Genomic DNA, 25,400 nt, shown 5'->3' with positions numbered 1-25,400 from the left:
GCGGACCGCGCTGTCCGACGCCCCCAGCATAGGTCTCCGCCGGGCCCCCGCCCGACGCGCGGTGCCCCGCAGCCCTCTTGCCCCCGGCTGCCGCCCTGCCATACTTACGATGCCGTAGGTTACGGAACCGTAGCCATGCTCCGACTCCCTGAGGGAACACATGACTGCAAGCCCCGATGTGCTCGAAGACGCGCCGAAGGCCCAGGACACCCCGCTCCCGTCCGCCACTCTGGGCGGCGACAGCAAGCGCTCGGTCGAGCAGATCACCCTTGGGCTGTTCATCGCCGTGCCGTTCCTCGCGCTGGTCGCCGCCGTCCCGCTGACCTGGGGGTGGGGGGTGAGCTGGCTGGATCTGGGCCTGCTGGTGGCCATGTACTACATCGGCTGCCACGGCATCACGATCGGCTTCCACCGCCACTTCACCCACGGCGCCTTCAAGGCGAAGCGCCCGCTGCGGATCGCGCTGGCGATCATGGGCTCGCTCGCGGTCGAGGGGCCGGTGGTGCGCTGGGTCGCCGACCACCGGAAGCACCACAAGTTCTCCGACGCCGAGGGCGACCCGCACTCCCCCTGGCGGTACGGCGAGACGGTGCCCGCGCTCCTCAAGGGCCTGTGGTGGGCCCACGTCGGCTGGATGTTCGACGAGGAGCAGACGCCGCAGCACAAATACGCGCCGGACCTCATCAAGGACCCGGTGATCCGCCGTGTCTCGCGCCAGTTCGTGCTCTGGACGGTCGTCTCGCTGCTGTTCCCGCCGCTGGTGGGTGGCCTGGTCACCTGGTCGTGGCAGGGCGCGCTGACGGCGTTCTTCTGGGGCTCGCTGGTGCGGGTGGCTCTGCTGCACCATGTGACGTGGTCGATCAACTCGATCTGCCACGCCGTCGGCAAGCGCCCGTTCAAGTCGCGCGACCGCTCGGGCAACGTGTGGTGGCTCGCCGTCCTGTCGTGCGGCGAGTCCTGGCACAACCTGCACCACGCCGACCCGACGTCCGCGCGGCACGGTGTGCTGCGGGGCCAGCTCGACTCCAGCGCCCGCCTCATCCGCTGGTTCGAGAAGGCGGGCTGGGCCTACGACGTGCGCTGGCCGAGCGCGGGCCGGATCGACTCTCGCCGGGCGCCCCGGGGAAACCGGGAGGATGAAGGCGCCGCACACCCGGCATGATGGACGGCGTGGCGACGATCGACAGCAATGATTCTTCCTCCAGTCCTTCCCAGAAGGCTCCCGCGCCCCGGCGCTCCCGGCCCCGCCGGGTGCGGATGACCGGCGCGGAGCGCCGGGAACAGCTGCTGGACATCGGTCGCGCCCTGTTCGCCGAGCGCGGTTTCGAGGGCACCTCGGTGGAGGAGATCGCGGCCAAGGCCGGGGTCTCCAAGCCGGTGGTGTACGAGCATTTCGGCGGCAAGGAGGGGCTGTACGCGGTCGTCGTCGACCGGGAGATGCGGCAGCTGCTCGACATGGTGACGGGCGCGCTGACCGCGGGTCACCCGCGGGAGCTGCTGGAGCAGGCGGCGTTCGCCCTCCTCGACTACATCGAGACGTACACGGACGGCTTCCGCATCCTGGTGCGGGATTCGCCGGTGGCGCAGTCGACGGGCACGTTCGCCTCGCTCATCAGCGACATCGCGACGCAGGTCGAGGACATCCTGGGCCTGGAGTTCAAGGCGCGGGGCTTCGACCCGAAGCTGGCCCCGCTGTATGCGCAGGCGCTGGTCGGCATGGTGGCCCTGACGGGCCAGTGGTGGCTGGACGTCCGCAAGCCGAAGAAGGCCGAAGTGGCGGCCCATTTGGTCAACTTGGCGTGGCACGGGCTGGACGGCCTGGAGCCGAAGCCGAGGCTTGTGGGGCACCGGCGCGCCTGACGGCGCGTCGGGGCGCGGGGCGCCCGGGGGTTGCGGCGGGTCCGGCACCGCCGGTCCGCTCCACGGTGGTTGCTCGCCGTTGCGGCGGAGTTGAAGAGGCGGAGCCTCTTCGCTCCGGCCGGGGCCTGGCGGCAAGAGGCGCTTCGCGCCCTTGACCGCAGGCCCGGAGGGCCATGGCCGGGCCAAAGGTGCGCCCGCACTCTTGAATCCGCCGCAACGGCGCTCAGCCCCGTTTCCGGGCCACCACGAAGATCCGCCGGAACGGAAACACCGTTCCCCCCGGCCCCGCCGGATAGGCCTTGCGCAGCAGACCCCGGTACTCCGAAAGGAACGCCTCGCGTTCCTCGGGGGCATCCGCCAGCGCCGTCAGCACGGGCCGCAGGCCCGTCCCCTTCAGCCATTCCAGGACCGGGTCCTCCCCCTCCAGCAGGTGGAGGTACGTCGTCTCCCACGCATCCACCTCGCACCCCAGCGCCGCCAGCCGCTCCAGGTAGTCCGCGGGCTCGCGGACGTCCACCGTGCGGCGCCCGGCGGCGCCCAGCCGGTCCCACCACCGCGGCGAACCGCACAGCTCGCGCAGCAGCGCATGGCTCGGGGCATCCCCGTTCCCCGGTACCTGGAAGGCGAACGTGCCGCCCGGCGCCACATCCGCCAGCAGCGCCGGGAACGCCTCCGCATGGCCCGGCACCCACTGGAACGCCGCGTTCGAGACGATCAGGTCGTACCGCGCCCCCTGCGCGGACCACCGCGTCAGGTCGCCGTACGCGAAGTCGATGCGGCCGCCGCGCAGCGTCTCCCCCGCGTACGCCTGCGCCTCCTCCAGCATCGCGGCCGAGTTGTCGTAGCCCGTGATGTGCGCGTCGGGCCAGCGCTCGGCCAGCAGGGCCGTCGCGTTCCCCGGGCCGCAGCCCAGGTCGGCGATGCGCGCCGGGCTGCCGGGCAGCTCCGGCACGCGGGCGAGCAGATCCTGGAAGGGGCGGGTGCGCGGGCCCGCGTGGCGGAGGTACTGCTGCGGATCCCATACGGGCATGGTGAGCCTCCTGCGAGGAGTGACCTGGGCCTGGCGTGGCCCTTCCAGCATCCCTCCCCAGTTATCTTGACGTCAAGAGACTTCATGTCGACAGACCAACTACACTGATCCCATGGAGGACGAGGTCGATCGGCTGGTCGCGGCGTGGCGTCGAGAGCGCCCCGACCTCGACGTGGAACCACTCGAAGTGCTCAGCCGCGTCAGCAGGCTGGCCCGGCACCTCGACCGGGCGCGGCGGCTCGCCTTCTCCGAGCACCAGCTGGAGCCCTGGGAGTTCGACGTCCTGACCTCGCTGCGGCGCGCGGGCGCGCCCTACCAGCTCTCGCCGGGCCAGCTGCTGACCCAGACCCTGGTCACCTCCGGCACCATGACCAACCGCATCGACCGGCTCGCCAAGAAGGGCCTCGTGCTGCGCGAGCCCGATCCCAGCGACCGGCGCGGCGTGCTCGTCCGCCTCACGGACGAGGGCCGGGACCGCGCCGACCAGGCGCTCGCCGGACTGCTGGCCCAGGAGCGCGCCATCCTCGCCGAGCTCTCCCCGGCCCAGCGGGGCGAACTGGCCCGGCTGCTACGCCAGTTGACCGCCCCGTTCGACAACGTCCCCGGCTAGGTCCACCGGGCCCACGCCGGCCCGCCGGGCCAGCGCCACCGCGGCGAGCGTGGAGTGCACGCCGAGCTTGCCCAGCACGTTCTGCATGTGCGTGCGCACCGTGTGCGGGGACAGATAGAGCCGCTCGGCCACCGCCTTGCGGCCGAGCCCGGCCACCATGCAGCGCAGCACCTCGCGCTCGCGCGGGGTCAGCGACTCGACGAGCCGCTCGCTCTCCGTGCGGTGCTTGCGCGCCGCCGTCAGCTCGCGGAGCACTCCCGTCAGCAGGGCGGGCGGCAGATGCGTCTCGTCCCGCAGGACCCCGCGGATCACCGCGAGCAGGCGGGACAGCGAACAGTCCTTCGCCACCCAGCCGCCGGCCCCGGCCTGCAGCGCGGCGGCCGCCCGGCGCGGGTCGTCCCGCTCGGCCAGCACCACCGTGCGCACGCCCGGGTGGCTCGCGCGCACCCGCGCCACCAGCGAGATGCCGTCCACCGCGCCTTCCGTGACGGCCCCCTGGCCGTCCGGCCCGGGGCCCTGGCCCCGGAGCTGGGGCGGTACGCGCACGCCGTCCGTGCCGACCGCGCCGAGGTCGGCATCGATCAGCAGCACGTCGAAGCGCCGCCCCTCACCTGCCGCGCGCTCCACCGCACGCAGCGCCGCCGGCCCGCTGCCGGCCGCCGAGACGTCCACATCCTGCTCGGCCGCGAGGGCGGCGGCGAGCGACTCGGCGAAGATGCGGTGGTCGTCGACCACCAGTACCCGAATTCGTGCCACAGACACCCCCATCTCCGGACAGACGGAGCAGTGCGGGTACGGCGCCCGAACCCGGGGCCCTACGCCGTGCACGGCCGCCGCCGTGACCTGACACCACCCCGCCCCGGGCGTCGTACCTGCCTGTCTCGCCCCCTGATCAGCGCCGGCCCCCACCGGCACTGTGCATCAGCGTACGGCCGGGGTACGACAACGGAAGCGGATTGGCAAAACTGCCTGGCCCCGGTGTTTATGGTGAGCTTTATGTTCAGTATTGAGGCGGTGAACGACCCGGAACGACGCGATGTTGTCCTTGCACGGTTGCAGACCGTCAACGACGAACGTTCGCCCGCCCTGCGGGCGTTGCGGCGCACGCCGGTGATGGAGGCGCGGCCGCTGGAGGTGTACGCCACGTACGCCTGCGGCGAGCGCGGGGAGCTGGCGGGCGGGCTCGTCGGTCATGTGCAGTGGCAATGGCTGCACGTGGACCTGCTGTGGGTGGACGCGGGGGCCCGCGGGGCGGGGCTGGGCTCGCGGTTGATCGCGCGGGCGGAGGCCCGCGCCCGGGAGGAGTTCGGCTGCATCGGCAGCCAGGTGGAGACCTGGGACTTCCAGGCGCCGGGGTTCTACCAGCGGGTGGGGTATCGCCTCGCGGCGAGCATCCCGGACTATCCGCCCGGGATCACGAGCCACCTGCTGGTGAAGGAGCTTTGAGGCGCCCCGTCAGGGGCGCGGGGCCGTTACTCCGGGGCTGCGCCCCGGACCCCCGGGTGGCGCGTCGACTGCGGGCCGGTGGGGGCTTGTCGCGCAGTTCCCCGCGCCCCTTACGGGGCGCCTGGTCGCGCCCACGCGGCGGAGCCGCATATCGAGCACAGCCCCGCGCCCCTTACGGGGCGCTGCTCTAGGCCACCCGCCGTGCCCCCTCCCCCGCCGCCGTGCCGAACACTCGTGCCGTCCCCAGTGCCTCGGTGACCGCCTTGGTCACCCTTTCCTCATCTGCCCCATCCACCAAGGCGATTGCCGAGCCGCCGAAGCCGCCGCCCGTCATCCGGGCCCCCAGGGCCCCCGCCTTCACCGCCGTCTCCACCACCACGTCCAATTCCGCACAGGACACCCGGAAGTCGTCGCGCAGCGAGGCGTGCCCCTCCGTCAGCAGTGGGCCCACAGCCCTCGCATCCCCCGCGGCCAGCAGGGCCGCGACCCGCTCCACCCGGTCGTTCTCCGTCACCACGTGACGGACCAAGGCGCGCTCCGCGGCAGGCAACTCACCCAGTGCCGCCTGCAGTTCACCGCAGGCGACCTCCCGCAACGCCCGTACCCCCAGCCGCCGCGCAGCGGACTCGCACCCCGCCCGCCGGGCCGCATACGCGCCGTCGCCCAGTTCGTGCTTGACCCGGGTGTCGATCACCAGCAGCCGCAGACCCCACTGCTCCAGTGCCAAAGGGATCTGCCGCATCGAGAGGTCGCGCGTGTCCAGGTGCAGAGCGTGCCCCGCACGGCAACAAGCGGACGCCATCTGATCCATGATTCCGCACGGCACTCCGACGAACGCGTTCTCGGCCCGCTGCGCCAGCCGGGCCAGTTCCGGGCCCGGCAGCCCGGCGTCGTACAGCTCGGTCAGGGCAAGTGCCGTCGCCACCTCCAGGGCTGCCGAAGAGGACAGGCCCGCGCCGACCGGCACATCGCTCTCCACGTACACGTCCGCGCCGCCCACCGGCAGGCCCGCCTCGCGCAGGGCCCACGCCACGCCCGCCGGGTATGCGGCCCAGCCGCGGGGCTCCTCCGTCACGCCGCCCTGCGCATCGCGGGAGTACAGGCGCAGCCGGCCGTCCGTCCGCGGGGCGGCCGCCACCCGGGTGCAGTGCGGGAGCGCGAACGGCATCACGAAGCCGTCGTTGAAGTCGGTGTATTCGCCGATCAGGTTGACGCGGCCGGGGGCGGCCCACACCCCGGCGGGCGGCTTCCCGTACACCGTGCGGAAGTTCTCGGCAGTTGTCGTCATCGGCGTGCGAACTCCCAGGCGTCCTCGACGATTCCGGCCAGGTCGGTGCGGCGCGGGCGCCAGCCCAGCCGTTCCACGGCCCGGTCGGCGGAGGCGACCAGCACGGCCGGGTCGCCGGCGCGGCGCGGGGCGGTGCGCTGCGGGATCGGGTGGCCGGTCACCTTCCGCGCGGTCTCGACGACTTCGTGGACCGAGAAGCCGTTGCCGTTGCCGAGGTTGCAGACCAGGTGTTCGCCCTCGCGCGCGGCATCCAGGGCCAGCAGGTGCGCCTCGGCGAGGTCGGCGACGTGGATGTAGTCGCGGATGCACGTGCCGTCGGGGGTCGGGTAGTCGTCCCCGTAGACCGAGATCTCCTCCCGCTGCCCCAGCGCCACCTGCAGCACCAGCGGAATCAGGTGCGTCTCCGGCGCGTGCCGCTCCCCGTAACGGCCGTACGCGCCCGCCACGTTGAAGTAGCGCAGCGAGACGGCGGCCAGGCCGTGCGCCGCGCACTCGCTCGCGATCATGTGGTCGACGGCGAGCTTGGTGGCCCCGTAGGGGTTGGTGGGCGCCGTCGGGGCGTCCTCGGTGATCGGCACCGCCGACGGCTCTCCGTACGTGGCCGCCGTGGAGGAGAAGACGAGGCGGCGCACGTCCGCGTCCCGCATGGCCGCCAGCAGGTCGGCGGTGCCGCCCACGTTGTTGCGCCAGTACGGCTCGGGGTCGGCGACCGACTGGCCCACCTGGGAGAACGCGGCGAAGTGCAGCACCGCGTCGTACGAGCCGTCGAGCCACCGCGCCGCGTCCTGGATGCGGCCCTCGACGAAGGACGCCCCGTCCGGGACGGCCTCGCGGTGTCCGGTCGAGAGGTCGTCGAGCACGGTCACCGCGTGCCCGGCGGCCAGCAGATGGGCCGCGACGACGCTGCCCACATAGCCCGCACCGCCGGTGACCAGGCACTTGCTCTTGCTCATTCGCTCGCAACCTCTCGGAGTCGGCGGGCCGCGGTCTCGGGCGGCACATCGTTGATGAACACGTTCATGCCGGATTCGGAACCCGCGAGGAACTTCAGCTTGCCGGGGGAGCGGCGGATGGTGAAGAGCTCGAGGTGCAGGGCGAATTCGGTCCTTTCCGGGTGGCGGAACGGCGCCTGGTGCCAGGCCGAGACATAAGGGGTCGGCGGCTGCCCCGGTCCGAAGATCCGGTCGAAGCGCTTCAACAGTTCCAGGTAGACCTGTGGAAACTCTGTGCGCGCGGCGGCGTCCAGCGCGAGCAGGTCCGGGACGCGGCGCCGCGGGTAGAGGTGCACCTCGTACGGCCAGTGGGCCGCGTACGGGACGAAGGCCGTCCAGTGCTCGGCGTCGAGCACGATCCGGCGGCCGTCGGCGTGCTCCTGCGCCACGGTGTCGTCGAAGAGGTTGCGCCCGCCGGTGCGCGCGGCGTGCGCGGCGGCGGAGGCCAGCATGCGCTCGGTGCGCGGGGTGACGAACGGGTAGGCGTAGATCTGGCCGTGCGGGTGAGCGAGGGTGACGCCGATCTCCCGACCTCGGTTCTCGAAGCAGAAGACCTGCTCGACGGCGGGCAGGGCGGCGAGTTCGGCCGTGCGGTCCGTCCAGGCGTCGAGGACCAGGGCGGCCTGCCCCGGGCCGAGGTCCGCGAAGGAGGCGTCGTGGTCGGAGGTGAAGCAGACGACCTCGCAGCGGCCGGAGTCGCCGGCCAGGGAGGGGAAACGGTTCTCGAAGACCACGACCTCGTAGTCCGCGGCGGGGATCTCGGTGAGCCGGCCGTCGTGCGAGGGGCACAGCGGGCACTGGTCCGCGGGCGGCAGATAGGTGCGCTCCTGGCGGTGGGAGGCGATGGCGACGCTGTCGCCGAGCAGCGGATCGCGGCGGATCTCCGAGGCGGTGACGGTCGCACCGAGCGGCCGGCGGTCCACGGCGTCCCGGACTGCGTCGTCACGGGAGTCGTAGTAGAGCAGCTCACGGCCGTCCGCGAGCCGGGTCGCGGTCTTCTTCACGGTGGCTCTCCTCAAACTGGCAGGCCTCAACACCTTCACACACAACCGAACACAAGGAATCATGACCCAACAACTCAGTCAACGTCGAGTGAGGTGATCCGCCCATGCCGCCCATGACGTCCATCGCGTCCATGCCCCTGGCCGACGGGCTCCGACTGCCCGTCAACGGGCTCGACTACGCGATCCTGGCCCTGTACTTCGTGGTCGTCCTGGGCATCGGCTTCGCCGCCCGCCGCTCGGTGCGCACCAGCCTGGACTTCTTCCTCTCCGGGCGCTCGCTGCCCGCCTGGGTGACCGGACTGGCCTTCGTGGCCGCCAACCTCGGCGCCACCGAGATCCTGGGCATGGCCGCCAACGGCGCGCAGTACGGCGCCTACACGGTGCACTGGTACTGGATCGGCGCCATCCCGGCCATGGTCTTCCTGGGCCTGGTGATGATGCCGTTCTACTACGGGTCGAAGGTCAGATCCGTGCCGGAGTTCCTGCTGCACCGCTTCGGGCCGTCCTCGCACCTGCTCAGCTCGGTCATCTTCGCGGTGTCGTCCGTGCTGATCGCGGGCGTCAACCTGTATGCCATGGCCATCGTGCTGCAGGCGCTGCTGGGCTGGCCGCAGTGGGTGGCGATCGTCGTCGCGGGCTTCTTCGTGCTCGCCTACATCACGCTCGGCGGGCTCTCCTCGGCGATCTACAACGAGGTGCTGCAGTTCTTCGTGATCCTCGCGGCGCTGATCCCGCTGACGGTCGTCGGGCTCAAGCGGGTCGGCGGCTGGCACGGGCTGAGCCACTCGCTCACGGCCTCGCACGGCGACAACTTCCTGAGCGCCTGGGGCGGTACGGGCATCGGGCACCCCAACCCGCTGGGCGCCAACTGGCTCACCATCGTGCTCGGCCTCGGCTTCGTGATGTCCTTCGGCTACTGGACCACCAACTTCGCCGAAGTGCAGCGCGCGTTGTCCGCGAAGAACCTCAGCGCCGCCCGGCGCACGCCGCTGATCGCCGCGTTCCCCAAGATGTTCATCCCGATGGTCGTGGTCGTCCCCGGGCTCATCGCGCTCGTCATGGAGCCCTCGCTCGGCAAGGCCGGCGGCGACCTGAGCTACAACGACGCGATCCCCGTGCTGATGCGCGACCTGCTGCCCAACGGTGTGCTCGGCATCGCGGTGACGGGGCTGCTCGCGGCCTTCATGGCGGGCATGGCGGCCAACGTCTCGTCCTTCAACACCGTGTTCACCAACGACATCTGGGCCGCCTACGTGAAGCGCGGCCGCGAGGACGCGTACTACCTGCGGACCGGGCGCGTGGTCACCGCGGTCGGCGTCGTCATCGGGATGGGGACGGCCGTCATCGCGTCGTCCTTCTCCAACATCATGAACTACCTGCAGACGCTCTTCTCGTTCTTCAACGTCCCGCTGTTCTGCGTCTTCATCATCGGCATGTTCTGGAAGCGGGCCACCGCCGCCGCGGGCTTCTGGGGGCTGCTGAGCGGCACGGTGGCCGCGATGGTCAACTACTTCTGGTTCTACAAGCAGGGCGTCATCGGCATCCCGTCCGACCAGGGCGCCAACTTCGTGTCCTCGATCGTCGCGTTCGTCGTCGGCGCGGCCGTGATGCTCGTGGTCTCGCTGTGCACCGCACCCAAACCGGCCGCCTCCCTGGCCGGGCTGGTCTACGGGACCGCCTCGCCCGGCATGGCGGAGCCGGCCGCCGAGGGCGACGACGCCTGGTACCGCCGGCCCGCCCTGCTGGGCTGGGGTGCGGTCGTCCTGGCGGCGGCCTGCTACGTGCCCTTCTCCCTGTAACTGCAGCTGCCGAGGAGCGTGTTGTGAGCGAGTTCGAGTACCAGCAGGACGTCGAGGAACTGGAGCGCAAGTCCGCCACCGCCGCACGTCTCTTCGACGTGCGGCGGATCATCGGGGCACTGTTCACCGTCTACGGGATCATCGTCACCGTCGCCGGGATCACCGCCTCGGACGCGGACATGAAGAAGGCGCAGGGCATCAACATCAACCTGTGGACGGGCCTGGGCATGCTCGCCCTCGGCGCCTTCTTCCTCGTCTGGCTCAGACTCCGCCCGACGCCCCCGCCGCCCCCCGCGGAGCGACAACGGCCGGAGTGACGGCGCCGCCGCTCGTCGCGCGGTCGAGCAGGCCCGTACGGGCGGCGAGGGCGGCGGCCTCCAGCCGGGACCCCACGCCGAGCTTCATCAGCACGCGCTGGACGTGCGTACGGGCCGTGCTCGGGGCTATGCCCATGCCCGCGGCGATCAGCCGGGTGTCCTCGCCCTCGGCGACCCGCACCAGCACCTCCACCTCGCGCGGGGTGAGCAGCTGGAGCAGCCGGGCGCCCTCGTCGTCCGGCTGGGCCGCCGGGTTGAGCAGCTCGGCGAACGCGCCCTGGAGCAGCTGCGGATCGACCGCGGCCTCGCCCGCGCGGGCCTTCATCATGGCCCGCTCGACGCCCTCGATGCGCTCGTTGTGCCGGACGTAGCCGGAGGCGCCCGCGGCGAACGCGGCCGCGATCCCCAGCGGGCTGGGCACCGGGCCCAGCACCACGACGGCGACCTGCGGGCGCTCCCGCTTGATCCGCACCACCGGCTCGAAGGCGCCCGGCTCCGCCGGGGCCGCCGTGCCCAGCAGGCACACTTCGGGCGCGCGGCTCACCACCAGATCGGCCGCTCCCGCGCTCGGCGCGGCCGCGGCCAGCACTCGGTGCCCGCGCAACTTCAACGCCGAGGCGAGCGCCTCGGCCAGCAGACGGTGGTCGTCGACCACCATGAGCCGCACGCCCATGCGCGTCCCCCCTGTCGCCCCGCGTACGTCTCCCCGGCTCCTTCTTTGCCCCGGAAGCTACACGCTTGTTCGACGTTCCGCGCCCCTTACCGGTGAGAAGTCCCCCGGAATGCCGAAATCCCTGCCAATCACGTGTACTTCGAGACTGAAACGGATCGTTCAGGCATGTACGCGCGATGGACAGGGATACGGCAGGGTTTCGACAGGCTTCCACGCATGGGACGCCGTCAAACGATCACCAGGTGATCACCTTGCTCGGCCGCCGGCTCAGCTGCCGCCGAAGACCAGGGCCAGGTAGTCCTTGCCGAGCCCGGCCGGACCGGGCTTGTTGGCAAAGCCGTTGCCCATGTACAGCCGGCCCTGCGACCAGACCACGTCCTGGTAGTTGGGCGAGAGCTTGCGCTCGGCCTCGACCGTGTCGACCGGATTCTTCATCAGCACATCGGTCTTGAACGTCTTGGGATCGATCCGGATCACCATGCCGCCGGCCTTGTACGTCGGGTCCTGGTAGGCGACCAGGTACCCGTCCCGGTCCAGCGACAGCGGGGTGATCGAAGAGCCCGGCGCGCCCGAGACCTTGCCGCGCGACTGGCCGTCGGACAGGCCGAAGCCGACGATGTCCGTGACCCGGCCCACCTCCTGGGAGTTGCCGCTCTGGTGCTCCTGGGTCGGCAGGTAGAGGGTGTCCTTGCTGACGACGACCTTCTTGCAGCCCTCGACGTTGGTCGACTCGCACTTCGGCGTGAACTTGCCGTTCTGCGTGGAGACCTTGCTGCGCAGCGTGCCCTCCTTGGCGCTGTCGTCGATCGCCAGGAAGTCGGATGCGGCGCTGCCCGTGTGATCGCCCGCGTCAACGGCGACCACCAGCGGGTCGGTTGACACCACATGCACGTAGTTCAGCCCCGCGGGGACCTTGTACGTGGACTTGATGCCGCCCGTCGCCGGGTCGAGGGTCTGCACCTGCATCTGCGGGCGCGCGTAGTCGCCGCAACGGCGCACCGCGACCAGCTTGGTGCCGCCGCCGTAGCCGTCGTCGCGGCAGTCGTCGCCGGCCTTGGGCGTCCACAGCTCCTTGCCGTCGCTCAGCGACCACGCGGCACCGCCGCTGGTACCGCCCGCGGCGACGGTGCCGCCGCCGACGGTGACCTCGCCGAACGACACAGGCTGGTCACCGGCCTTGGCGGCCTTCTGCCACAGCTTCTTGCCGTTGTTCAGGTCGAGGGCGACGACCTGGTCGCACGGACCGCCGTACTTCTTGTCCGGCGTCGGCTTGGACTCCTTGACCAGGACCGCGGTCTTGCCGTCGGGCGTCACCTGCTGGGAGGCCCAGCAGATCTCGCCGTCGAGCGGGATCTCGTACTTCTTGCCGCCGGAGAGGCCGTAGCCGACGACCTTGTACACGTCGGACTTGGCGAAGACCTGGTCGGTGACCCAGGTGCCCTTGACGTTGACGAGGTCGTCGACCTGGGGCGAGTCGACGCTGAACAGCATCTTGCCGTTGACGGTCGCGGGGGCGCCCTTGCTGCCGCCGCCGCCCTGCGGGCCGCCGGCCTGGCTGCTGTCGGTCTTGGTGCCGCCGTTGTCCGAACTGCCGCTGGTGGCGTACCAGATGCCGCCGCCGGCGAGCAGGGCGAGCGCGACGGCTCCGCCGATGATGGCCGCCATGGGCGGCTTCTTCTTCGGGCTGCCGGGCGGGGGCGGGAAGGGGCCGGCGGGGCCGGCAGGGTACTGCTGGGGGTAGCCGTAGCCGCCGGGGGCGGCGGGGGGCGGGGCCTGGGGGTATCCGTAACCGGCCGGGGCAGCGGGCGGCGGCGTCTGCGGGTAGCCGTAACCGCCCGGCGCGGGGGGCGGCGGCGTCTGCGGGTAGCCGTAACCGGGCGCGGCGGGCGCGGCTGCCGGCTGCTCCGGAGCGCCGAAGCCGCCCTGGGCGGGCGGGGTCTGGGGGTAGCCGTAGCCCGGCGCGGCGGCGGGCTGCTCCGGAGGGCCGAACCCGCCCGGCGCAGCCGGCGGCGGAGGCGGGGGCGGGGTCTGCGGCGGGGTCTGCGGTGCGCCCGCCGGGGGCGCCGGCGGCTCGACCGCGCCGAAGGCCTGGGTCGGCATGTAGGCCTGCCCACCACCCTGCGCGGGCGGGGGCGGGGTCTGCGGAGCACCCGGCTGGGGCGGCTGTGACATCGGCTTTCCTCGGTGAGCGGCAGGCGAGCGGATGTTCTTTTGTATCACCGTCCGCTTTACGTCAACGGGCCGATTCCAGGCGTATCCACCACCTGAGACCGGCCCGTGACGAGACCGTTGCACCGTCCACCTTCGGGACGCGGAACGCCTAGACGTCCTCGGCCAGTTCGAGCCACCGCATCTCCAGCTCCTCCCGCTCGCCGCTCAGCTCGCGCAGCTCCGCGTCCAGCTTGGCGACCGCCTCGAAGTCCGTCGCCTGTGCGGCGATGCGCTCGTGGAGCTTCGCCTCCTGCTCGCCGATGCGGTCGAGCCGACGCTCGATCTTCTGCAGCTCCTTCTGCGCGGCACGCAGCTCGCCGGCCGACTTCTGCTTCACGTCGGCGGCGGGGGCCGCCGGAGCCGGGGCGGTGGCCACCGCCGCCTCGACGACCTGCTGCCGTCGCTCCAGGTACTCGTCCAGCCCGCGCGGCAGCATCCGCAGCGCGCGGTCGCCGAGCAGGGCGAAGACCCGGTCCGTCGTGCGCTCGACGAAGTACCGGTCGTGGCTGATGACGACCATCGAGCCGGGCCAGCCGTCGAGCAGGTCCTCCAGCTGCGTGAGCGTCTCGATGTCGAGATCGTTCGTCGGCTCGTCGAGGAAGAGCACGTTGGGCTCGTCCATCAGCAGCCGCAGCAGCTGCAGCCGGCGCCGCTCGCCGCCGGACAGGTCACCGACCGGAGTCCACTGCTTCTCCTTGGTGAAGCCGAACTTCTCGCACAGCTGCCCGGCCGTCATCTCCCGGCCCTTGCCGAGGTCGACGCGGTCGCGCACCTGCTGCACGGCCTCCAGCACCCGCTTGGCCGGGTCGAGTTCGGCGACCTCCTGCGAGAGGTACGCCAGCCGGACCGTCCTGCCGACGACGACCTTGCCCTTGGCCGGCTGCTTCTCGCCCTCCGTGCGCGCCGCCTCGGCGAGGACGCGCAGCAGCGAGGTCTTGCCGGCGCCGTTGACGCCGACGAGGCCGATGCGGTCGCCGGGGCCCAGCTGCCAGGTGAGGTGCTCGATGAGCACCTTGGGGCCGGCCTGGACGGTCACGTCCTCCAGGTCGAAGACGGTCCTGCCCAGCCGGGCACTGGCGAACTTCATCAGCTCGGAGCTGTCGCGCGGCGGCGGCACGTCCGCGATGAGCTCGTTGGCCGCCTCGATCCGGAAGCGCGGCTTGCTCGTCCGGGCCGGGGCGCCGCGGCGCAGCCAGGCGAGCTCCTTGCGCATCAGGTTCTGCCGCTTGGCCTCCTCGGTGGCGGCGATGCGCTCGCGCTCGGCGCGGGCGAAGACGTAGTCGCTGTAGCCGCCCTCGTACTCGTGGACGGTGCCGCGCTGCACGTCCCACATGCGCGTGCAGACCTGGTCCAGGAACCAGCGGTCGTGCGTGACGCACACCAGCGCCGAGCGGCGCGCCCGCAGGTGCGCGGCGAGCCAGGAGATGCCCTCGACGTCGAGGTGGTTGGTGGGCTCGTCGAGCACGATCAGGTCCGGCTCGCCGATGAGCAGCTTGGCGAGCGCGATCCGGCGGCGCTCGCCGCCGGACAGCGGGCCGATGACGGTGTCGAGCCCGTCGGCGAAGCCCGGCAGGTCCAGCCCGCCGAAGAGGCCGGTGAGCACGTCGCGGATCTTGGCGTTGCCCGCCCACTCGTGATCGTCCATGTCGCGGATGACCTCGTGCCGGATGGTGGCGGCGGGGTCGAGCGAGTCGTGCTGGGTGAGCACGCCGAGGCTGATGTGGCCGGCGTGGGTGACGCGCCCCTTGTCGGCCTCCTCCAGCTTGGCGAGCACGCGGATGAGGGTGGTCTTGCCGTCGCCGTTGCGGCCGACCACGCCGATCCGGTCGCCCTCGTTGACGCCGAGGGAGACGCCGTCGAGCAGTGCACGGGTGCCGTACACCTTGTCGACGGCTTCCAGATTGACCAGGTTGGCTGCCATTGCGCTCCTCGCTTTGAGTTACGGGTCCAGGATCCCATGGGTTGCGGTGAGCCTGTCGGCGCGGGCTGTTCTCGGCTGATCGCACAGCTCCTCCCCCGGCTACCGGTGGGGGTGCCCCCAGCGCCCCTTACGGGGCCACGCCTCGGCCTTCTTGATCAAGTCGGCGCCGAGGTGGTTCAGGAACTCACTCATCTCCGCCAGCCTGGCCCCGGCGGGGGTGGTGGGGCCGAGGGTCTCGGCGCCCTCCTGGAGGGCGTCCGCCAGCAGGGCGTTCGTGCGGACGCTCGCCAGCAGCGACCGGTACCAGACGTCGTCGCCGACGACGTAGCGCTCGTACCGCTGCCCGGGGTCGCGCTCGCGGCGGACGAGCTCCTGCGCCTCCAGGTAGGCGATCGCGTGGGAGACGGATGCCGGGCTGACCTGCAGGCGCCGCACCAGGTCGGCGGAGGTGAGGCCCCTGGTGTCGGTGCCGCAGAGGCAGGCGAGCACCCTGGCCGTCATCCGGGGCACTCCGGTGCTGATCAGCGCCGCGGTGAGGCGCTCCTCGAAGCCGCCGGAGGCCGTGGCCGCCGCCGGCCGGTCGGCCGGCGGGGCGCCGCGGCGGGCGCGCCGGGCGGTGGCCAGGTGGGCGTGGTCGGCCCGGTAGCCGTCCGGTCCGCCGTTGCGGGACACCTCACGACTGACGGTCGAGGTCGGCCGGCCCAGGCGCCGGGCGATCCCGGCGTAGGTGAGCCCTTCGGCAAGCCCCTCGGCTATGCGCCGCCGGTCGTCGTGGGTGAGCCTGCCTCCCGGCATGTGCGGTCGCCTCCTGTGCGTTCACCGGCATCCCATTGCAACGGCCGGGTGTGCTTATTGCATTCACGTGCAGGCCCATTGCACCAAACCCGGCAAGTGTCCTGCAAATAACCGGATTTGGAGTGCCGGCGGATTGAGGCGACTCTGAACGCAACGTAGCTTTCAAGGAGTTCTGAACGCTTACGAGAAACGGGGCGACCGCCATGCTCGAATCCCTCCCCTACCAGCGCCCTGCGGGCTGTCCCTTCGACCCTCCGGAGGAGCTGGCGCGGCTGCGCGAGAAGGAACCGCTGACCCGGCTGACGTTCCCCGACGGGCACCGGGGCTGGCTGGTGACCGGCCATGCCCTGCTCCGTGCGGTGGTGTCCGACCCGCGGTTCAGCTCGCGGCAGGAGCTCATGCACAACCCGATGCCCGGCACGGACTCCACGGAACCGATGCCGCCGGCCGGGCCCGGGATGTTCATCGGGCACGACGCGCCCGAGCACACCCGCTACCGGCGCCTGCTCATGGGCAGGTTCACGCTGCGCCGGATGCGCCGGCTCACCGAGCGCGTCGAGGAGATCACGGCCGCGCAGCTGGACGCGATGGAGCGGCAGGGCCCGGTGGTGGACCTGGTACGGGCGTACGCGCAGCCCGTTCCCGCACTGCTGATCTGCGAGCTGCTGGGGGTGCCCTACGACGAGCACGAGACCTTCCAGCGCCACACGATGACCGTGAACGACCACCACGCCACCGCGGAGGAACGGGTCGCCGCGATGAACGCGCTGGGGACGATGCTGTACGACCTGGTCGTGGCGAAGCGGGCCGCGCCCACGGACGACGTGCTCGGCGACCTGGCCGCGGGCGACGAGCTCACCGACGAGGAGCTCACGAACATCGCGGTTCTGCTGCTGGGGGCGGGGTTCGACACCACCGCGAACATGATCGCGCTGGGCGTCTTCGCCCTGCTGGAGCACCCCGAGCAGCTGGCGGTCCTGCGCTCCGGCCCGGAAGCCGTGGACCCGGCCGTCGAGGAGCTGCTGCGCTACCTGAGCATCGCACACACCGGGGCGCGGACGGCGCTCGAAGACGTGGAGCTGGACGGCAAGTTGATCAGGGCGGGAGAGACGGTGGCGCTGTCGGTGATGGCGGCCAACCGGGACCCGGAGAAGTTCCCCGCCCCGGACCGCCTGGACATACGCCGCCAGGCCACCGGGCACGTCGCCCTGGGGTACGGCATCCACCAGTGCCTGGGCCAGCAACTGGCCCGGGTGGAGATGCGGGTTGCCCTCCCGGCGCTGTTCGAACGGTTCCCGGGGTTGCGGCTGGCCGTCCCGGCCGGTGAGGTACCGATGCGGACGGCGTCCGACATCTACGGGGTGGACCGGTTGTCGGTGCGGCTGTGGTGAGTGGTGCCAAACCCACGGGGGTCCTTGCGGTGGGCCCTTCCGGCAGCGCAAATCCTCGCTTTGGGCGGCGTGGCGTGAGGATTTGGGCTGGCGGAGCGGGATCGCCCCTGGTCTCCGGGGCTGCCTCGCCGTCGCGGCATGCACGGCAGAGCCCGCCGGCGAGCGCCTCGGGACGGCCGGGGGCGCCGCAACCGGTGCATTCCATGATGCGGAGGGGTGTGGTTGCCGGTACGGGCGCAGGCTCGGGCTCAGGCGGCACCTTGTCGGTGAGCCGCTTACGGGCGAGGGCGCCGGGGGCGTGGACGGTGTCGGGGAGCCGATCGGTGAGCACGTGGACGAGCTGCGGTACGGGCACGCCGCGGGCGAGCCACTCGGCGGCGAGGGGCTCAAGTGCGGTGCATTCGTTGGCGGAGAGGGACATACGGGATTGGCGACGGCGGCAGGTGCACTGCACCTGCATCGAAGGCTGCATCGCCATAAGCACTTCGCGGCTCGAAGCCAGCGGCATCATCAGCGTCAGACGCCCACAAGTAACCCAGCACGCTGTCACCCTTGGCTACCGGTACGTAGTGGACCGACGATTCGGCCTCTTCTGAGTATCTCTCAAGCCCGGGCCGCGCGAGGCTCAGCCCACGACCGTCGCCCCCGCCACCGCCCCCGCGGCGACCCGCACCGCGCGGCACGTGCCGGAGGCGCGCAGCGCATCGGCCACCTTCTCCGCCTCCCCCGCGCTCCCCGCCAGGAACGCCGTCGTCGGCCCCGACCCCGACACCATCGCCGCCAGGGCACCGGCCTCGGTGCCCGCCGCGAGGGTGGCCTCCAGGGACGGGCGCAGCGAAATGGCCGCCGGCTGGAGGTCGTTGGAGACGGCAGCCGCCAGAGCGGCAGGATCGCCCGCGCGCAGCGCATCCAGCAGGGCCTCGGACGCCTCGGGGGCCGGGATCTCCGCCTCGCCCCGCAGGCGGTCGCACTCGCGGTAGACGGCGGGAGTGGACAGGCCGCCGTCCGCCACGGCGAAGACCCAGTCGAAGGTGCCGCCGGTCTCCAGCGGGGTCAGCAGCTCGCCGCGGCCGCGGCCCAGTGCGGCGCCGCCCACCAGACTGAACGGCACGTCGCTGCCCAACTCGGCGCAGATCTCCAGGAGTTCCTCGCGCGAGGCGCCCGTGCCCCACAGCGCGTCGCAGGCCAGCAGGGCGCCCGCGCCGTCCGCGCTGCCGCCGGCCATGCCGCCCGCCACGGGGATGTCCTTGGCGATGTGGATGTGCACGTCCGCGGCGCGCCCGTACCGCGCGGCCAGCGCGAGGGCCGCGCGCGCCGCGAGGTTGGAGGCGTCCAGCGGCACCTGGTCCGCGTCCGGGCCGGAGCACGTGATGCGCAGCGACTCGGCCGGGGTCACCGTGACCTCGTCGTACAGGCCGACGGCGAGGAAGACGTTGGCCAGGTCGTGGAACCCGTCGGGGCGCGGACCGCCCACGGCGAGCTGGACGTTGACCTTGGCGGGGACGCGGACGGTGACGGACTCGGCGGTCATGGGGAGGGCTCCTGTGGTCGTAGGGGGCGGCCGGCAGGCGGCGATGCGGTTCGTCTGCGCCCCGAAGGGGCGCTGGGGGCACCCCCAGCGGTAGCCGGGGGAGGAACTGCGCGACCAGCCACGCCGTACCCGCAGATGACTGGCGGACTTCCGGCAGAGCGTTCAGCGACCCGGCGTCAGCCGGGCCGGTTCTCCGCGATGGCCGCGAACTCGTGCACCGTCAGCGACTCGCCGCGCGCCTGCGGCGAGATGCCGGCCGCGACCAGCGCGGCCTCGGCCGCGGCGGCCGAGCCGGCCCAGCCGGCCAGTGCGGCTCGCAGCGTCTTGCGGCGCTGGGCGAAGGCGGCGTCGACGACGGCGAAGACCTCCTCCTTGGTCGCCGTCGTCTCGACCGGCTTCGCGCGGCGGACCAGCGAGACGAGGCCGGAGTCGACGTTCGGGGCGGGCCAGAAGACGTTGCGGCCGATGGCGCCGGCCCGCTTGACGTCGGCGTACCAGTTGGCCTTCACCGAGGGGACGCCGTACACCTTGTTGCCGGGCACGGCCGCGAGCCGGTCGGCGACCTCGGCCTGGACCATCACCAGGGTGCGCTCGATGCTGGGGAAGCGGTCCAGCATGTGCAGCAGCACCGGGACGGCGACGTTGTAGGGCAGGTTGGCGACGAGCGCGGTGGGCGGCGGGCCCGGCAGCTCCTCGACGTGCATCGCATCGCTGTGGACGAGCGCGAAGCGGTCGGCGCGCGCGGGCAGCCGGGCCGCGATGGTCGACGGGAGGGCGGCGGCCAGCACGTCGTCGATCTCGACCGCGGTGACCCGGTCGGCGGCCTCCAGCAGGGCCAGGGTCAGCGACCCGAGGCCGGGGCCGACCTCGACGACCACGTCGTCGGGCCGCACCTCGGCGGTCCGCACGATGCGCCGGACCGTGTTGGCGTCGATCACGAAGTTCTGGCCGCGCTGCTTCGTCGGGCGGACCCCGAGGGCGGCGGCCAGTTCGCGGATGTCGGCCGGGCCGAGGAGGGCGCCGGATTCGTCAGTGCTGGGGCTGGAGCTCACCCGTGAAGTTTACGGCCGCACACCGGCCACGGGCTCGCCCCCCGGCTGACGTACAGCTTCTTGGCCCGCATGGTCTGCTCCTCGGCCGAGGCGTCCTGCGGTCTGCCGGAGCCGCCGAGGGACTGCCAGGTGCGCACGTCGAACTGGTACAGCCCGCCGTATGTGCCCGACGGGTCCACCGCGGAGGGCCGCCCGCCCGCCTCGCACTGGGCGAGGCCGGACCAGTTCAGGCCCTCCGCGCCCTGCACGGTGGTGGGCCGCGGTTTGGTGCCGACCTTGATGATCTCGGTGCGGGGCTGCCGGACGGTCTCGGAGGAGATCTTCCGGGGCTTCTGCTTCACGCCGTTGACCGTGCGCAGCGCGTACATCACGCGCTCGGCGCCCGGCTCGCCGCGCTGCACGACGGTCTCGGTGCCCTTGTAGAGCGAGGGGTCCTCGTGCCGCTCGGTCTCGAAGGGGATCGGCTCCTCGCGGACCTCCTGGCTGCCGGTGATGCGCATGACGGAGATCGTCTGCCCGTCGCGCGGGAAGCTGCCGGGGTCGACGGAGGTGGTGTCCTGGCCGTGCAGGGCGATCCCGGCCTGGTCGAGGGCCTCGCGGACGGTGGCCGCGTTGGTCCGGATCGTCCGCTCGCGCCCGTCGGCCATGAACGTCACGGACCGCTCGGTGCGTACGTCCAGGTCCAGGCCCTTGCGGCCGATGGCGGTGGAGCGGGAGGCGGAGAGGTACGCGCCCTCGGCGCGCACGCCGAGCTGCTGCAGGGCTCCGTCCACGGTCCGGGCCGTGGTCCACACCTGGCGGCGCTCACCGTCGATGGTGAGGGTGACGGGGCGCCCGTAGCGGACGATCACGCGGTCGCCGGAGGCGAGGTCGTGGTGCGGGCCGGGGGCGACGATGTCGTGCTCGCCGACGTGCATGCCCTGGTCCGCCAGCAGCTCGTTCACGTCGTCCGCGAAGGTGTGCAGCGTGCGGGGTCTGCCGTCGACGCTGAGCTGGACGGCCTTGTCGCTGGCGATGAACGCCGAGGTGCCGCCGGCCAGGAAGGCCACCACGAGGGCCTGCGGGAGCAGGCGGCGCAGCGGCTCGGTGCGGTCGCCGGCCGGTCGCCTGCGGCGCGCGGCCCGGCGGCCCCGCCCGTCGTCCGCCTCCGGATCGTCCACGAGGGCGGGCGCCGTGGCCTGGCGGGGCAGCAGGAGCTGCCCGGCGGGGTCGTCGGGCGGGGGCGGCTGATGCGGCTCGTACGACGGCGACGCCACCGGCAGCGAGGCCGCCGAGGGCGTCTCGTGGGTCCCGAACGACTGCCCGTAGGACTCGTACGGTTCGTACCGCTCGTACTGCTCGTACTGCTCGTACTGCTCGTAGCGCGGATACTCCCCGTACGGCTCGTGGGGCACGTACGGGTCGTAGCGCGGCGCTTCCGTGGTGGCGCGGGGGCTGCCCTGGCTATGACTCACGACACTCCACTGGTCCGGCTGCACACGGCCTGGGCCCGGGACTGTAGCGGAGGCGCGGTCACGGACCAAAGTCGTACCGTCACACGGTGTCGCGGATTTGAGGGTCAGTACCCGAAGGCGCGTGCGGTATTGGCCGCGACAGCCGTGGCCAGGGCGTCCTCGTCGATCCCCTTCACTTCCGCCATCGCACGCAAGGTGACCGGAATGAGGTAGGACGCATTCGGCCGTCCGCGATACGGCATCGGGGTCAGGAAAGGTGCGTCCGTCTCCACGAGCACCCGGTCCAGCGGGGCGACGGCGAGGGCGTCGCGCAGCGGCTGGGCGTTGCGGAAGGTGACGTTCCCCGCGAAGGACAGGTAGTAGCCGGCCTCGGCGCACACCTTGGCCATGGCGGCGTCGCCGGAGAAGCAGTGGAACACCACGGTCTCCGGCGCGCCCTCCTCCGCCAGGACGCGCAGCACGTCGTCGTGCGCCTCGCGGTCGTGGATGACCAGGGCCTTGCCGTGCTGCTTGGCGATGCCGATGTGGCGGCGGAAGGAGTACTCCTGGGCCGCCATGCCCTCGGGGCCGGTGCGGAAGAAGTCGAGGCCGGTCTCGCCGACCCCCTTGACCTGCGGCAGGCCGGCCAGGCGGTCGATCTCGGCGAGGGCGGCATCGAGCGCCGCCCGGCCCCCGGGCTCGCGGGTCCCCTGCCGGGACCAGCCGTCGGGATCGCCGAGCTCGATGCGGGGTGCCTCGTTGGGGTGCAGGGCCACGGTCGCCCAGACCGCCTCGTGCGCCGCCGCAGTGTCGGCCGCCCACCGGGATCCGGCCAGGTCGCAGCCGACCTGGACGACGGTGGTGACGCCGACGGACGCGGCCGCTGCCAAGGCCTCCTCGACCGTCGCGTGTTTCTGCATGTCGAGGTGGGTGTGGGAGTCGGCCACGGGCACCGTCAGCGGCGCCGGGAGGGGCGGGGGGACGTCCTTGTCGTCGTTCTTCTTCCGCTCGCCGCCGGCCGGGCCACTGTTCGATGCCATGCACGCGATTCTAAGGAGCGGCCGAGCTCACTTCCGGTGCAGGTGGAAGGGCTTCAGCAGGTCCGAGAGGTGCCAGTGGTGCTCGGCGTGGTGATGCGGGCGCTCCTCGTGCGAGCCGCCGTTCATCAGCGGCCCCGCCGTCGCGGGGGCGGGCACGGTCGTGCGGGTGGGCAGGTGCAGGGCGTCGGCGATCACGGACACCTGGCCGGAGCGCATGATGCGCACCACATGGTTGCCGCAGTTGACGCAGGTCGGGCGGGTCAGCGGGGAAGGAACGCGCTTCCCGTCCGCGTAGTACGTGACGAACGGCTGGCCCTTGGCGTCGACGTGGTGCTGTATTTCGTACGACTGTTCCCAGCAGTGCCCGCACCGCATGCAGGCAAAGCTGTAGGACTCGTGCGCCGCCTCGAAGGCCGTCGCTTCCTGCCCTGCGGCAGTGTGCGGACGGGTCACGGGGTGGACTCCGCTCGAGGTCTCTGCGGTCTCGCTCATGGCAGCTCCTCTTGTCCGTAGGACAAGCTCTCCGGGATCGGACGTCCCACATCAAGGGAACGCCCTTCCCGTCGGCAGCGCAGCAGCCTGACCCCCGAATTGGGGCAAACTTGGCGGCTCCATGCCCGAAGGCGCTCACAGCCAGGACCAAGCTTTGCTTTTCAGGTTAGCCCTTTACCTTACGGTGAGCCCTGCTGTGCGGCATTTTTTGCCGCTACGACCGCATCGAACACGGCCCGCTTGGGCAGGCCCGTTTCGGCCGCCACGGCAGCGATGGCCTCCTTGCGGCGCTCGCCCGCGTCCTCCCTGATCCGCACCCGGCGGACCAGCTCGGCCTCGTCCAGCTCCTCGGGCCCCGTCTCGGGCGCGCCCTCGACGACGATCGTGATCTCGCCGCGGACACCCTCGGCCGCCCACGCGGCGAGCTCCTTGAGCGGACCGCGCCTGACCTCCTCGTACGTCTTCGTCAGCTCGCGGCAGACGGCCGCCCGGCGGTCCGCGCCGAGCGCCTCGGCCATGGCGGCCAGGGTGTCGTCCAGGCGGTGCGGGGCCTCGAAATAGACCAGGGTGCGCCGCTCGCCGGCCACCTCCCGCAGCCGGGCCAGGCGCTCGCCCGCCTTGCGGGGCAGGAAGCCCTCGAAGCAGAACCGGTCGACCGGGAGGCCGGACACCGCGAGCGCGGTCAGCACGGCCGACGGGCCCGGCACGGCGGTGACCTTGATGCCGCGCTCGACGGCGGCGGCCACCAGCCGGTAGCCGGGGTCCGACACGGACGGCATCCCCGCATCCGTGACCAGCAGCACGCGCGCCCCGCCGGCCAGCGCCTCGACCAGCTCGGGGGTGCGGGCCGCCTCGTTGCCCTCGAAGTAGGACACGACGCGGCCGGTGGTGTGCACCCCCAGCGCCTGCGTCAGGCGGCGCAGCCGCCGGGTGTCCTCGGCGGCGATCACCTCGGCCGCGCCGAGCTCGGCGGCCAGGCGCGGAGGGGCGTCGGCGACGTCGCCGATGGGGGTTCCTGCGAGTACGAGAGTTCCGGTCACCCGACCATTGTCCGTGCCCCGAAGGGGCGCGGGGAACTGCGCGGGCAGCCGGAGCGGGACCACACCCGGAGAACTACCGCCGCAGCAGCATCACGTCCTGCGTGCGCCCCGCGAGAAACGTCGGCAACGGCAATCCCATCGCTCCGCGCCGCATCCGCATCAGCGTGGCCTCCACCTTGGCCCCGCCCGGCTGGATGGCCGGGTCCTCGGGGCGGCCGGTGTTGCGCCAGTGGTGCACCTGGCCGTCGCACACGGCCGTGGTGCCGCCGATGGAGCGCACGTTCTGGCTGGTCTGCCGGATGTTGGTGGCCACGAACACCGGCTCGCCCGCGTTGCCGCCGCTGCACTGGTACGCCCCGGACAGGGTGACGGTGCCATCGGGTGCGACGGAGCCGAGGCGGTCGACGGAGAGCCGGTAGACCGGGGTGCCGATGGCGTGGGCGGCGGGGGCCGGGACGGCGCCCAGCAGGGCGGCGCCGAGGGAGATGACGAGAGCGCGACGGGTGCGCGGCATGGACGGTTCCTCTTCCGTGTCTCTGGCTACGAGCCGCCAGGGATACCCGAATTGTCCGTTCCGGCGCCCGGAGGCGCGCCGTCAGCCGGCATGCAGCATCAGGCCGATGCCGACCACCATCAGGCCTGCGGCCGCCACGCGGGGGCCGCCGAACCGCTCCTTCATGAACAGCGCGCCGATGGCCGCGCCCACGATGATGGACGACTCGCGCAGCGCCGCGATCGGCGCCAGTTCCGCCTGGGTCTGCGCCCACAGCACCAGCCCGTAGGCGAACACCGACAGCAGTCCGCCGAGCAGGCCGCGCACGGCGAACGGGCGGATCTCCGCGAGGAACCGGCCGCGCCGGGAGACCATCGCCCAGGCCGGGATCACCAGGCCCTCCAGGACCATCAGCCAGGCGATGAAGCCGAGGGGGGAGTGCGCGGCGCGCACGCCGAGGCCGTCGATGACGGTGTACGCGGCGATGGCCAGCCCCGTCGCGAGGGCGGCCCCGACCGCGGGCCACTGCGGCCGCCCGCCGGCCCCGCGCCCGCGGATGCCCCACAGGGCGAGCCCGACCAGCCCGGCGGAGGCCACGACGACGCCCGCGAGCTGCCACTGTCCGGGCAGTTCGCCCGCGAAGACGGCGGCGAGGACGGTGACGACGAGCGGTGCGGTGCCACGGGCGATCGGGTACATCTGCCCGAAGTCGCCGAGGCTGAACGACCGCATGAGCAGGGCCTGGTAGACGACGTGCACGACGGCGGAGGCAATGAGACACGGCCAGGCGGGTGCGGCCGGCGCCGCGGCGAACGGGAGCAACGCCAGCCCGCAGAGGGCACCTCCACCACCCACGAGGGTGAACGCGAGGAGCTGATCACGGATGTTGTGGGCTATGGCGTTCCAACTGGCGTGGGCTATCGCCGCGATGAGGACGGCGAGGGCGACGGTGGCAGTCATGGACGCGATCTTGCCGCTACGC

Annotated in this window: 24 protein-coding genes; 7 read left to right on the top strand and 17 right to left on the bottom strand. The window is 72.2% G+C overall.

The genetic code is table 11. The features are described 5' to 3' along the window. Positions 1-160 precede the first annotated feature (160 nt). Positions 161-1,162 (top strand): acyl-CoA desaturase, encoded by a 1,002-nt coding sequence (locus tag HG542_RS15750; RefSeq protein ID WP_171081843.1) that lies wholly within the window; start codon positions 161-163, stop codon positions 1,160-1,162. Next, on the top strand, positions 1,159-1,860 hold the full coding sequence (locus HG542_RS15745; protein WP_171081841.1) for a TetR/AcrR family transcriptional regulator: 702 nt from the start codon (positions 1,159-1,161) through the stop codon (positions 1,858-1,860). Before HG542_RS15750 ends, HG542_RS15745 begins: the two co-directional genes overlap by 4 nt. A 223-nt stretch (positions 1,861-2,083) precedes the next feature. Here HG542_RS15745 and HG542_RS15740 read toward each other — a convergent pair whose 3' ends face one another. Next, complete coding sequence (locus HG542_RS15740) at positions 2,084-2,890, bottom strand: trans-aconitate 2-methyltransferase (RefSeq protein ID WP_229922486.1); 807 nt, start codon at positions 2,888-2,890, stop codon at positions 2,084-2,086. A gap of 112 nt (positions 2,891-3,002) precedes the next feature. Here HG542_RS15740 and HG542_RS15735 point away from each other — a divergent pair, with 112 nt between their 5' ends. Next, positions 3,003-3,500 (top strand): MarR family winged helix-turn-helix transcriptional regulator, encoded by a 498-nt coding sequence (locus HG542_RS15735; protein WP_171081837.1) that lies wholly within the window; start codon positions 3,003-3,005, stop codon positions 3,498-3,500. On the opposite strand, the gene HG542_RS15730 is transcribed toward HG542_RS15735, so the two are convergent. Next, the gene (locus tag HG542_RS15730; protein WP_227726034.1) at positions 3,459-4,256 is read right to left on the bottom strand and encodes a response regulator transcription factor; all 798 of its coding nucleotides are present in this window, start codon (positions 4,254-4,256) and stop codon (positions 3,459-3,461) included. The two genes, HG542_RS15735 and HG542_RS15730, sit on opposite strands and share 42 nt — an antisense overlap. A 240-nt stretch (positions 4,257-4,496) precedes the next feature. Between HG542_RS15730 and HG542_RS15725 the strand changes: the two genes are divergently transcribed. After that, positions 4,497-4,946: a GNAT family N-acetyltransferase gene (locus HG542_RS15725; protein WP_227726032.1), complete on the top strand. Its 450-nt coding sequence runs from the start codon at positions 4,497-4,499 to the stop codon at positions 4,944-4,946. Between the two features lie 187 nt (positions 4,947-5,133). On the opposite strand, the gene galK is transcribed toward HG542_RS15725, so the two are convergent. Genes galK through galT form a run of 3 tightly spaced genes read right to left on the bottom strand, consistent with a single transcriptional unit; the run spans position 5,134 to position 8,230 of the window. Beyond that, positions 5,134-6,234, bottom strand: coding sequence for a galactokinase (gene galK / locus HG542_RS15720; protein ID WP_171081830.1), 1,101 nt, complete (start codon positions 6,232-6,234; stop codon positions 5,134-5,136). Continuing rightward, positions 6,231-7,187 (bottom strand): UDP-glucose 4-epimerase GalE, encoded by a 957-nt coding sequence (gene galE / locus HG542_RS15715; protein WP_171081828.1) that lies wholly within the window; start codon positions 7,185-7,187, stop codon positions 6,231-6,233. The genes galK and galE overlap by 4 nt, the downstream gene beginning before the upstream one ends. Next, positions 7,184-8,230, bottom strand: a complete 1,047-nt coding sequence (galT, locus tag HG542_RS15710; RefSeq protein ID WP_171081826.1) for a galactose-1-phosphate uridylyltransferase — start codon at positions 8,228-8,230, stop codon at positions 7,184-7,186. The genes galE and galT overlap by 4 nt, the downstream gene beginning before the upstream one ends. 131 nt (positions 8,231-8,361) lie before the next feature. Between galT and HG542_RS15705 the strand changes: the two genes are divergently transcribed. Then, entirely contained in the window at positions 8,362-10,029 is a 1,668-nt protein-coding gene (locus HG542_RS15705; protein ID WP_171081894.1) for a sodium:solute symporter family protein, read from the top strand. A 23-nt stretch (positions 10,030-10,052) separates the two neighbouring features. Then, positions 10,053-10,346, top strand: coding sequence for a hypothetical protein (locus tag HG542_RS15700; RefSeq protein ID WP_171081824.1), 294 nt, complete (start codon positions 10,053-10,055; stop codon positions 10,344-10,346). Here HG542_RS15700 and HG542_RS15695 read toward each other — a convergent pair. The 4 genes from HG542_RS15695 to HG542_RS15680 all read right to left on the bottom strand — a co-directional run bounded on the left by HG542_RS15695 (position 10,291) and on the right by HG542_RS15680 (position 15,946). Further along, positions 10,291-11,019: a response regulator transcription factor gene (locus tag HG542_RS15695; protein ID WP_171081822.1), complete on the bottom strand. Its 729-nt coding sequence runs from the start codon at positions 11,017-11,019 to the stop codon at positions 10,291-10,293. The genes HG542_RS15700 and HG542_RS15695 overlap by 56 nt on opposite strands. Positions 11,020-11,286: 267 nt before the next feature. Further along, a complete protein-coding gene (locus HG542_RS15690; RefSeq protein WP_229922485.1) occupies positions 11,287-13,191 on the bottom strand; it encodes an outer membrane protein assembly factor BamB family protein in 1,905 nt (634 codons plus the stop codon). A 148-nt stretch (positions 13,192-13,339) separates the two neighbouring features. After that, complete coding sequence (locus HG542_RS15685) at positions 13,340-15,151, bottom strand: ABC-F family ATP-binding cassette domain-containing protein (protein WP_171081821.1); 1,812 nt, start codon at positions 15,149-15,151, stop codon at positions 13,340-13,342. A 99-nt stretch (positions 15,152-15,250) separates the two neighbouring features. Continuing rightward, on the bottom strand, positions 15,251-15,946 hold the full coding sequence (locus HG542_RS15680) for a GbsR/MarR family transcriptional regulator (RefSeq protein WP_171081819.1): 696 nt from the start codon (positions 15,944-15,946) through the stop codon (positions 15,251-15,253). Positions 15,947-16,149: 203 nt separating this feature from the next. Between HG542_RS15680 and HG542_RS15675 the strand changes: the two genes are divergently transcribed. Continuing rightward, entirely contained in the window at positions 16,150-17,337 is a 1,188-nt protein-coding gene (locus HG542_RS15675) for a cytochrome P450 (protein ID WP_171081817.1), read from the top strand. Positions 17,338-17,962: 625 nt separating this feature from the next. Here the strand turns inward: HG542_RS15675 and HG542_RS15670 are convergent. The 8 genes from HG542_RS15670 to HG542_RS15635 form a co-directional block, all read right to left on the bottom strand. Then, positions 17,963-18,868: a 4-(cytidine 5'-diphospho)-2-C-methyl-D-erythritol kinase gene (locus tag HG542_RS15670; protein WP_171081815.1), complete on the bottom strand. Its 906-nt coding sequence runs from the start codon at positions 18,866-18,868 to the stop codon at positions 17,963-17,965. A gap of 176 nt (positions 18,869-19,044) precedes the next feature. Beyond that, on the bottom strand, positions 19,045-19,920 hold the full coding sequence (gene rsmA / locus HG542_RS15665) for a 16S rRNA (adenine(1518)-N(6)/adenine(1519)-N(6))-dimethyltransferase RsmA (protein ID WP_171081812.1): 876 nt from the start codon (positions 19,918-19,920) through the stop codon (positions 19,045-19,047). Beyond that, positions 19,917-21,374, bottom strand: a complete 1,458-nt coding sequence (locus tag HG542_RS15660) for a resuscitation-promoting factor (protein ID WP_308438035.1) — start codon at positions 21,372-21,374, stop codon at positions 19,917-19,919. Before HG542_RS15660 ends, rsmA begins: the two co-directional genes overlap by 4 nt. A 104-nt stretch (positions 21,375-21,478) precedes the next feature. Continuing rightward, positions 21,479-22,393 carry a TatD family hydrolase gene (locus HG542_RS15655; RefSeq protein WP_171081810.1) on the bottom strand — a complete coding sequence of 305 codons (915 nt, stop codon included), beginning with the start codon at positions 22,391-22,393 and terminating at the stop codon, positions 21,479-21,481. A 27-nt stretch (positions 22,394-22,420) separates the two neighbouring features. After that, the gene (locus tag HG542_RS15650; protein ID WP_171081808.1) at positions 22,421-22,885 is read right to left on the bottom strand and encodes a hypothetical protein; all 465 of its coding nucleotides are present in this window, start codon (positions 22,883-22,885) and stop codon (positions 22,421-22,423) included. A gap of 179 nt (positions 22,886-23,064) precedes the next feature. Next, positions 23,065-23,925 (bottom strand): 16S rRNA (cytidine(1402)-2'-O)-methyltransferase, encoded by an 861-nt coding sequence (gene rsmI / locus HG542_RS15645; protein WP_171081807.1) that lies wholly within the window; start codon positions 23,923-23,925, stop codon positions 23,065-23,067. A 73-nt stretch (positions 23,926-23,998) separates the two neighbouring features. Continuing rightward, positions 23,999-24,439, bottom strand: a complete 441-nt coding sequence (locus HG542_RS15640; RefSeq protein ID WP_171081805.1) for a DUF6299 family protein — start codon at positions 24,437-24,439, stop codon at positions 23,999-24,001. Positions 24,440-24,520: 81 nt separating this feature from the next. Continuing rightward, entirely contained in the window at positions 24,521-25,378 is an 858-nt protein-coding gene (locus HG542_RS15635; protein WP_171081803.1) for an EamA family transporter, read from the bottom strand. Positions 25,379-25,400: the final 22 nt, after the last annotated feature.

Origin of the sequence: Streptomyces morookaense, assembly GCF_013030945.1 — a bacterium.
Classification (GTDB): domain Bacteria; phylum Actinomycetota; class Actinomycetes; order Streptomycetales; family Streptomycetaceae; genus Streptomyces; species Streptomyces morookaensis.
Note: the sequence above shows the minus strand (reverse complement) of the source record. Positions and strands in the feature narration are given on the sequence as shown.

Bases quoted from the DNA above. Each gene is read 5' to 3' on its own strand.
- HG542_RS15750 (WP_171081843.1), top strand. From the start codon at position 161: ATGACTGCAAGCCCCGATGTGCTCGAAGACGCGCCGAAGGCCCAGGAC.
- HG542_RS15745 (WP_171081841.1), top strand. From the start codon at position 1,159: ATGATGGACGGCGTGGCGACGATCGACAGCAATGATTCTTCCTCCAGT.
- HG542_RS15740 (WP_229922486.1), bottom strand. From the start codon at position 2,890: ATGCCCGTATGGGATCCGCAGCAGTACCTCCGCCACGCGGGCCCGCGC.
- HG542_RS15735 (WP_171081837.1), top strand. From the start codon at position 3,003: ATGGAGGACGAGGTCGATCGGCTGGTCGCGGCGTGGCGTCGAGAGCGC.
- HG542_RS15725 (WP_227726032.1), top strand. From the start codon at position 4,497: ATGTTCAGTATTGAGGCGGTGAACGACCCGGAACGACGCGATGTTGTC.
- galK (WP_171081830.1), bottom strand. From the start codon at position 6,234: ATGACGACAACTGCCGAGAACTTCCGCACGGTGTACGGGAAGCCGCCC.
- galE (WP_171081828.1), bottom strand. From the start codon at position 7,187: ATGAGCAAGAGCAAGTGCCTGGTCACCGGCGGTGCGGGCTATGTGGGC.
- HG542_RS15705 (WP_171081894.1), top strand. From the start codon at position 8,362: ATGCCCCTGGCCGACGGGCTCCGACTGCCCGTCAACGGGCTCGACTAC.
- HG542_RS15695 (WP_171081822.1), bottom strand. From the start codon at position 11,019: ATGGGCGTGCGGCTCATGGTGGTCGACGACCACCGTCTGCTGGCCGAG.
- HG542_RS15690 (WP_229922485.1), bottom strand. From the start codon at position 13,191: ATGTCACAGCCGCCCCAGCCGGGTGCTCCGCAGACCCCGCCCCCGCCC.
- HG542_RS15685 (WP_171081821.1), bottom strand. From the start codon at position 15,151: ATGGCAGCCAACCTGGTCAATCTGGAAGCCGTCGACAAGGTGTACGGC.
- HG542_RS15680 (WP_171081819.1), bottom strand. From the start codon at position 15,946: ATGCCGGGAGGCAGGCTCACCCACGACGACCGGCGGCGCATAGCCGAG.
- HG542_RS15675 (WP_171081817.1), top strand. From the start codon at position 16,150: ATGCTCGAATCCCTCCCCTACCAGCGCCCTGCGGGCTGTCCCTTCGAC.
- HG542_RS15670 (WP_171081815.1), bottom strand. From the start codon at position 18,868: ATGACCGCCGAGTCCGTCACCGTCCGCGTCCCCGCCAAGGTCAACGTC.
- HG542_RS15655 (WP_171081810.1), bottom strand. From the start codon at position 22,393: ATGGCATCGAACAGTGGCCCGGCCGGCGGCGAGCGGAAGAAGAACGAC.
- HG542_RS15650 (WP_171081808.1), bottom strand. From the start codon at position 22,885: ATGAGCGAGACCGCAGAGACCTCGAGCGGAGTCCACCCCGTGACCCGT.
- HG542_RS15640 (WP_171081805.1), bottom strand. From the start codon at position 24,439: ATGCCGCGCACCCGTCGCGCTCTCGTCATCTCCCTCGGCGCCGCCCTG.
- HG542_RS15635 (WP_171081803.1), bottom strand. From the start codon at position 25,378: ATGACTGCCACCGTCGCCCTCGCCGTCCTCATCGCGGCGATAGCCCAC.